The sequence below is a fragment of the Pseudogracilibacillus amylolyticus (SeqCode) genome (genome assembly GCF_051918545.1).
Classification (GTDB): domain Bacteria; phylum Bacillota; class Bacilli; order Bacillales; family Amphibacillaceae; genus Pseudogracilibacillus.
In genome coordinates this window covers 807-9,702 of record NZ_JBPPZG010000149.1, presented here as the reverse complement: position 1 = coordinate 9,702, position 8,896 = coordinate 807, and the positions used below count along the sequence as shown (strand labels likewise).

The following is an 8,896-nucleotide window of genomic DNA, read 5'->3' as shown; positions in this document are numbered from 1 at the left end:
TAGACATTCGACTTATAAAGAGTATAAAGGTGGGAGACAAAAAACTCCTCCAGAATTATCGGAGCAGTTTCCATTAATGCGAGAATTGTTAGATGCATTTAAAATTCCTCACTATGAACTTGATATGTATGAGGCTGACGATATTATTGGGACATTAGCGGATAAAGGAGAAAAAGAGGGTTGGGAAGTTAAGGTTATTTCTGGTGACCAAGACTTACTCCAGCTTGTTTCTGATCATGTGACAGTAGATGTTACGAAAAAAGGAGTAAGTGATGTTGAAACTTACACTCCTAAAAGTATGGTAGAAAAAATGGAACTAAACCCGGATCAGATTATTGATTTAAAGGCACTAATGGGTGATAGTTCTGATAATATACCGGGAGTTCCTGGTATCGGGATAAAAACAGCAACGAGATTATTAAAACAATATCAAACATTGGACAATATCTATGATAATATTGATGAAATTACGGCTAAGAAATTAAAAGAAAACTTGGTCACATATAAAGAAGATGCATTTATGAGTCGTGATCTAGCCACGATTAATCAGGACTCCCCAATTACAATTTCGCTTCAAGACTTAGATTATACTGGCTATGAATATAAAGATATTTATGATTTATTTTCAGAATTGGAGTTTCGTTCTTTATTAGATCGTTTGCATAGTGAAAAAGACGATGAAGAAACACAAATTGAATTGGAAGAATTCGATTATGAAGTTATTGATGACATAACGTCAGATATTCTTACTAGCAAAGCAGCCTTTCATGTTGAAATGATTACAGAAAACTATCATGAAGCAACTATTGAAGCGATCGGTATCGTGAATGAAAAAGGTAATTTTGCAATTGAAACGGAAAAAGCACTACAGTCGGAAGTTTTCATTGATTGGTTACAAGATGAAACGAAAGAAAAATATGTTTTTGATGCAAAAGCAGTGAAAGTGGCACTTCTTCATCGTGGCATTATATTAAAGGGAATTACATTTGATTTGCAATTAGCTGCTTACTTACACAATCCTGCTGATAATAATGATGAAATTGCAGCTATTGGCCGACGATTAGGTGAGAAAGATATCTATCTCGATGAAGAAGTTTATGGAAAAGGTGCAAAGCTAGCTGTTCCGGAGTTTACGAAAGTCAGTGAACATGTCGCTCGGAAAACTAATATTATCTACAAACTAAAAGATCGTTTTATGAAAGATTTGGATGAAAATGAACAACTAGAATTATTTAAGAACTTAGAACTTCCTTTAGCGACTATTTTAGCAGAGATGGAACATGCCGGTGTAAAAGTAGATGTTGATCGCTTAAAAGAAATGGGGAAAGAGTTATCTGATCGTTTAGATACGATTGAGTCGGAAATTCATGAACTAGCTGGTGAAAAATTTAATATTAATTCACCAAAACAACTATCGGTTATATTGTTTGAAAAGTTGCAGCTTCCAGTAATTAAGAAAACGAAAACTGGCTATTCAACTGCAGCAGATGTACTTGAAAAACTAGAGCCAGAACATGAGATCATTCCTAAGTTATTATTGTACCGTCAATTGAATAAATTACAATCTACCTATGTCGATGGTCTTTTAAAAGTAGTTCGGAAAGATACGCATATGATCCATACTCGTTTTAATCAAGCTTTAACGCAAACCGGACGATTAAGTTCAACAGAACCTAACTTGCAAAATATCCCAATAAGACTTGAAGAAGGGCGGAAAATTAGACAAGCTTTTGTACCGTCTGAACCTGGATGGGTCATGTTTGCTGCAGATTACTCGCAAATTGAATTACGAGTACTCGCACATATTTCTGGAGATGAAAAATTAGTCCAAGCATTTAAAGAAGATAAAGATATTCATACCCAGACCGCAATGGATGTTTTTCATGTGGAAGAGTCAGAAGTAGACTCTAATATGCGTCGACAAGCAAAAGCGGTTAACTTCGGAATAGTTTATGGAATAAGTGATTATGGACTATCGCAAAATTTACAAATTACGAGAAAAGAAGCGAAAACGTTTATAGATAAATATTTTGCCATCTATCCAGAAGTGAAACAATATATGGATGATATCGTACAAGAAGCGAAGCATAATGGCTATGTTTCAACGATCATGAAAAGAAGACGATACTTACCTGAAATTACGAGTCGGAATTTTAATTTACGAAGTTTTGCGGAAAGAACAGCGATGAACACACCGATTCAAGGAAGTGCTGCTGATATTATTAAAAAGGCAATGATTGATCTAGAAAAAAGATTAAGAAAAGAAAATTTAGAGGCACGGATGTTAATGCAAGTGCATGACGAACTGATTTTAGAAGCACCTGAAGATGAAATAGTGAAGCTCGCGCAGATTGTTCCCGAAGTAATGGAAAAAACAGTTTCTTTAGACGTTCCACTTAAGGTTGATTATTCTTACGGGAAAAGCTGGTTTGATGCAAAATAGAAAGAAGGAAAGGAAATGCCTGAATTACCTGAAGTAGAGACAATCCGAAAAACGTTGGAAAAACTTGTACTAGATAAAACAATTGACAGTATGACGATTCACTGGCCGAAAATTATTAAACATCCAGATGATACAGAGTATTTTAAACAACTTCTTATTGGTGAAACGATACGGAAAATGGATCGCCGCGGAAAATTTCTATTGTTTTATTTAGATCATTATGTTCTTGTTTCCCATTTACGAATGGAAGGAAAATATAAAGTTATTGATTCGAAAGAGCAAGTGTCAAAACATACTCATGTTATTTTTCATTTTACGGATGGCACAGATCTTAGGTATAACGATGTACGGAAATTTGGAACGATGCATGTATTTCCAATCGGAGAAGAATTTAATGATAAACCATTGGTTCAATTAGGCCCTGATCCATTTCAAGAAGCATATACGTTTGAATATTTGTTTAAAAGATTTCAAAAAACATCGCGGAATATAAAAGCGACTCTTTTAGATCAAACAATTATTGCTGGCCTTGGAAATATATATGTTGATGAAGTCTTGTTTTTATCCCAAATCCATCCGGAAAGAAGGGCCAATAAACTTACCAAAAAAGAAATTAAATTAATTTGGAACAATGCCCGCATAGTTTTGGAAGGAGCGGTTAAGCAGGGGGGAACGACAATTCGTTCGTATGTAAATGGCGAAGGTGAGATGGGAATGTTTCAGCAAGAACTGTATGTATATGGTCAAGAAAAACAAGCATGTAAACATTGTGGTGTTGAAATAATGAAGCTAAAAGTAGCTGGACGTGGTACACATATTTGCCCATCATGTCAGCCTAAATAAAATGTGGGGGGAGCTTTTGTGGCGTTAATAATCGGCTTAACCGGGAGTATCGGAACTGGTAAAAGTACAATCGCAAATAAATTTTCTGATTTAGACATACCTGTAGTAGATGCAGATCTCATTGCAAGAGAAGTGGTTGAACCGGGAAAAGAAGCATACAAAGATATTGTTGCAACATTTGGAGAAGAAATTTTACAAAACAATCAAACACTTGACCGAAAAGCACTCGGAAAAATTGTGTTTAATGATGAGTCGAAGAGAAAACAATTAAATGCGATTATCCATCCCGCTATCCGAAAAGAGATGTTGAGACAACGTGATGAGTGGGTTCGACGTGGAAAAGAGTGTGTCGTCTTGGATATTCCCTTACTATATGAAAGTGGGCTAACTCATTATGTAGATAAAGTTATCGTTGTATACGTTGACCCAGACGTTCAGTTATATCGAATTATCGCTCGTGATGAAAGTACGGAAGAAGAAGCAAAAAGTAGAATAAATAGCCAAATGCCCATCAAAGAAAAAGCTGAAAAAGCGGATGCAGTCATTAATAATAACGGGTCGAAAGAAGAATCATACAAGCAATTAATAGCAATTTTAGAAGAATGGGGAATTAGGACGAGTTGAATTCGGACATAGTAGTGCGTACTTTGCAGGAGTACGCACTTTTTTATTGCTATTGATTAAAAATTTCGTTTCTGGTTAAATTATGAATTAACTGAATAAGCATTTCAACCTTGTTATTTTTTGTGTTTTTCAAAAGAGTGCAATGATAATGAGCTTTAAAAATAAATGTTAATAATTTATACATATTTGATAGCACATTTTTCGTTAAATGTGTTATACTAATTATGAAAATAGATCGAATCAGCGTAACATATATTGGGAGGACTTGAAATGAGTAAAACTCGAATAGCCATTAATGGATTTGGAAGAATTGGACGAATGGTGTTTCGTCAAGCGATCTTAGATGAAAATATTGAGGTAGTTGCAATAAATGCAAGTTATCCAGAGGAAACATTAGCCCATTTAATAAAATACGATAGTGTTCACGGAATCTTTGATTGTGATATAAACATTTTAGAAGATGGGTTTGAAATAAATGGACAGAAAGTATTACATGTAAACTCACGTGAACCTGAAAAATTACCGTGGTTAGAAAATGAAATTGATATTGTGATTGAAGCAACGGGAAAATTTAATACAAAAGAAGGCGCAAGTCGCCACTTACAAGCTGGTGCACAGAAAGTAATCATAACTGCACCTGGTAAAAATGTTGACAACACGATCGTGCTCGGAGTAAATGAAGAAACGTACAGCCCGGAATCGGATCATGTTGTTTCCAATGCATCGTGTACAACGAATTGTTTAGCGCCTGTAGTGAAAGTGTTAGATAATCATTTCAACATTATCAATGGTCTAATGACGACTGTTCATGCTTATACAACTGATCAGGTTACATTAGATAATCCACATAAAGATTTACGCCGCGCACGTGCATGCGGGCAATCGATTATTCCAACATCAACCGGAGCGGCCAAAGCACTTGGAGAAGTTTTACCACATCTAAATGGAAAATTACATGGGATGGCATTAAGAGTTCCAACACCAAACGTATCTTTGGTTGATTTAGTAGTCGATGTTGAAAAAGAAGTAACCGTTGATGAAGTAAACAATGTATTTAAAAAAGCTGCGCATGAAGAAATGAAAGGCATTATCAAGTATAGTGAAGAGCCACTTGTTTCGATTGATTATGCAACAACCGATTATTCCGCAATTATTGATGGACTTTCTACAATAGTTATGGAAGATAAAAAAATTAAAATCCTTGCTTGGTACGATAATGAGTGGGGCTATTCTGCACGAGTAGTCGATTTGGCAAAGTTTGTAGGTAAAGCTCTACAACAACAGAGTCAAAAAAAAGAAACGGTAAAAATATCTTAAATTAATATTCATTAGAAAACTCGGCATTCGACGACCCTTTAATGGCGGGTGCCTTAGTTGCACTTACGATGCAAGGACGTGCCAAAAAGTTGTCTGTTAATATGGACAACTTTTTTATTTTTAAAATAGCTTTTTTCATCAATGGGCTTTGTGGCTACATGTATACTTTTATTGTGCGCTGAAATGCAATATAATGTTTTAATCATAGCTGTCGGAAGTTAATGACGACTCTCTTTTAGCATTTTGAGGGAATTCACAACATGTTAGAGTATTGACGTCGAGTGGATTCCCAACATGTCGTGTCGTTTATCAAGACGACGAGTGGTTTTATAACATGTCAAGTCAATTTCCAAGACATCGAGTGAATTTGCTACATATCGAGTCTAAAGTTACAGGGCGGGCAGTATTTAATTCTATTGTTATTAACATGTAGAAATTCCATGTTTTAAGTCCAGATTAGAGGTTAACTTAGTCAAGTATGATAATCATTATGGAAATAGTTAAAAACATGATAAAATATAATAATAGACTAAACGTTTTTGGATGTTGGATCGAATATGAATGGGGTTGAAACGAATGAAGTGTCCAAAGTGTAATCATAAACATTCCCGTGTTCTGGATTCAAGGCCTTTTGAAGACGGTGATGCGATCAGAAGGCGTAGAGAATGTGAGCGATGTGGATTTCGCTTTCGCACCTTTGAACGGAAAGAAGAAACACCATTAATCATTGTTAAAAAAGATGGGACAAGACAAGAGTTTAATCGTGATAAATTGATCAGGGGATTAATGCGTGCTTGTGAAAAAAGACCTGTTACGATAGAAGAAATTGAAAAAGTTGCTCTAGAAGTAGAGCGAGAAATAAGAAATTCTGATCTCCCTGAAGTAAATAGCCAACATATTGGTGAAATGGTGCTTGAACGATTGTCTGACATTGATGAAGTAGCATACGTACGTTTTGCTTCTGTTTATCGTCAATTTGAAAATATTAATGTTTTTCTAGATGAACTAAAAGAAATTTTACAATCGAAAAAATCCAAGTAATGAAAAGGGGAAGTGAAAAAAGTGCAACATCTAGGAAAAATCTTACCAGTTGATGGATATATTGTTCAACTTGATTCCAGTTTGCCAAATGACTATATCCAGTCTTTAACGCACTTATACCAACCTTTACTCGGAATTGAAGCAATTAGTTTTTATCAGCTTCTCTTACATGAAATCGATATTCAACCGGAAATTCAATTGCAAACACATCATACGTTGATGAATTATTTAAATATGCCGTTAGATCGAATATATGAAGCCAGGCTTAAATTGGAAGGAATTGGATTATTAAAAACATATAAAAAAGAAACGAAAGAGAAAGTGTATTATACATATGTTATTCAATCACCTTTTAGTCCAAGAGCTTTCTTTGAAGATGTGATGTTATCGGAGCTATTGTATCGTCATATTGGAGAAAAGAAGTTTCTTTCATTAAAAAAACATTATACAAAAGCGAATCAACAACGAATTGGAAAAGATGTTACAGCTGTTTTTCATGAAGTATTTCAAACATTTGAACCGGAATACATTCCTCCAATAAAAAGTGAAGAGCCGACAGGAATCCCGCTTCAACAATTGGATTTTTCTTTACTTGAACAAAGCTTGAAACGAAAGATGCTACCTGTTGAAAAAATTTTAACAGAAACAAATAAGCGTATCATTTCACAACTTGTTCAATTGTATGATTTAGAATCGTATGAAATTGAAAAATCTGTCGAATGGGCTCTTACGGAGGAGAACCGACTTGATGTTGAACAATTTAAAGCCGTTTGCCACGATATTTTTCAAACGAAACATAATGTAAGCAATTTGAAACTTTCGATAAAAAAACCTAAACAACAAGTTTCGGTGCAAGATAAGCCCTTAACTAAAACTGAAAAACTGCAACAAAGATTTGAAACTATTACACCAAAAGAATTACTAGAAGATTTATCAAGCGGTAATAACGCTTCTAATCAAGACTTAAAATTTATAAGTGATTTAATGGTAAATCAAGGCATTCCCCCATCGGTGATGAATGTACTTATCCACTATGTCATGTTACGTTCTGATATGAAACTCCCCAAAGAGTACATGGAAAAAATTGCGAGTAACTGGTCTCGGAAAAAATTTAAAACTGCAAAAGAAGCAATGGACTTTATACAACAACAATCAGAACAAAAGGCACAACCGAAAAGAAACTATCAATCTAGAAAACAATCTAAAGAAATTATTCCAGATTGGTTTAAAGATAGACATAAAGAACCGAAAGAAACAAAACAAGAAGTTAACTTAACGGAAGAACAAGCACGAGAACAAGAAGAGATGGTTGCTATCTTGCAAAAATACGCTTCAGAAAACAATTAACGTTTCAAAGGAATGAGAAAAATGAAGCCGATACAGACCTCTTTAAAAAGATGGATTAATAATAATGAAAGTTTTAAACAAAGACATGAAGCGATGAAAACAGAGATTTTACAGCATCCCAAAATCGCATACTTTTTAGACAAACATCCAGAGATTACCGAAAAAGACATTGATAAACGATTAAACAAATTATATGAGTATGCAACACAATCTGTACAATGTGACAACTGTTCATCTTTTGAGTTTTGTAAAAATATTGTTAAGGGATACTCACCTGTCTTACAATTTGTAAATGGTGAAATTCATATTTCTTATGAAAAGTGCCAAAACCATATTCAGTATGAAAAAATGACGGAAAAAGAAAATTTAATTCAAAGCATTTATATGCCAAAAGAAATTTTAAATGCTAGCATGGAAAATATATATCCTGATCATAATCGGATTCTGGCAACAAAAGAAGCTGTATCCTTTTTAAAGCTAGCGAAACAAGGATTACCAGAAAAAGGATTGTTCCTTACTGGTCCGTTTGGTGTTGGTAAAACTTATTTGCTTGGTGCAATTGCAAATGAATTACGGAAATTTAATATTTCCTCCATGTTAATTTACATGCCAGAGTTTGTTAGGGAAATTCGGGAAGCAATAAAAGATAATAAAGTACAAGATAAAATAAATATGTTTAAACGAGCAGATGTACTAATGTTGGATGATATCGGAGCAGAAACATTATCGGCTTGGTTTCGGGATGAAGTACTCGGTTCAATTTTACAATATCGGATGATGGAAAATTTGCCAGTATTCTTTACGTCGAATTATACGATGGCACAATTAGAGCAAATTTTGGCCACTTCTACTAAGAATGGTGTAGAACAGGTAAAAGCCGGTAGAATAATGGAACGGATTAAGCAAGTAAGTAAGGAAGTAAAAGTAGGTGGAGAAAATAGAAGAAATTAAATAATCCCCCGCAGACATAAATGAAAATAATGTCTGCGGGGGCTCGCCTTTTACGAATAAAATTATAGACCAACGTAGTGGAAAATGTCGGTGTCACTCTTCAACGAACAACAGAGACTAAACTCTATTGAAAAAATCTTTGGCGTTCTCTTCTCATTAAATTTCTTCATGATTCTTACTTACCCTAATATATTTTCAGGAACCACTTTTATGAACTAAATCTTTGATTTTTTCTTATTCATTTTTTCCGCATCTCGTCCATATAATGTACTACGGAACACAGGATGAGGATGTGGTAGAGATTGAAAGTCATTTATTTTCGCCATGAAA

Annotated in this window: 7 protein-coding genes; all 7 read left to right on the top strand. The window is 34.5% G+C overall.

Annotated elements, in window-relative coordinates:
• The coding region (gene polA, locus ACPYKA_RS14935; protein WP_479543013.1) for a DNA polymerase I at positions 1-2,443 on the top strand (2,443 nt) is incomplete at its 5' end.
• A 15-nt stretch (positions 2,444-2,458) separates the two neighbouring features.
• Positions 2,459-3,286, top strand: a complete 828-nt coding sequence (gene mutM / locus ACPYKA_RS14930) for a DNA-formamidopyrimidine glycosylase (RefSeq protein ID WP_479543012.1) — start codon at positions 2,459-2,461, stop codon at positions 3,284-3,286.
• Positions 3,287-3,304: 18 nt separating this feature from the next.
• Complete coding sequence (gene coaE / locus ACPYKA_RS14925; protein ID WP_479543011.1) at positions 3,305-3,910, top strand: dephospho-CoA kinase; 606 nt, start codon at positions 3,305-3,307, stop codon at positions 3,908-3,910.
• A 270-nt stretch (positions 3,911-4,180) separates the two neighbouring features.
• A complete protein-coding gene (locus ACPYKA_RS14920; RefSeq protein ID WP_479543010.1) occupies positions 4,181-5,227 on the top strand; it encodes a glyceraldehyde-3-phosphate dehydrogenase in 1,047 nt (348 codons plus the stop codon).
• A gap of 576 nt (positions 5,228-5,803) precedes the next feature.
• Positions 5,804-6,268, top strand: a complete 465-nt coding sequence (gene nrdR / locus ACPYKA_RS14915; RefSeq protein ID WP_479543009.1) for a transcriptional regulator NrdR — start codon at positions 5,804-5,806, stop codon at positions 6,266-6,268.
• Positions 6,269-6,289: 21 nt separating this feature from the next.
• Complete coding sequence (locus ACPYKA_RS14910; protein WP_479543008.1) at positions 6,290-7,615, top strand: replication initiation and membrane attachment family protein; 1,326 nt, start codon at positions 6,290-6,292, stop codon at positions 7,613-7,615.
• Between the two features lie 21 nt (positions 7,616-7,636).
• The gene (dnaI, locus tag ACPYKA_RS14905; protein ID WP_479543007.1) at positions 7,637-8,566 is read left to right on the top strand and encodes a primosomal protein DnaI; all 930 of its coding nucleotides are present in this window, start codon (positions 7,637-7,639) and stop codon (positions 8,564-8,566) included.
• The last annotated feature ends 330 nt before the right edge of the window (positions 8,567-8,896 follow it).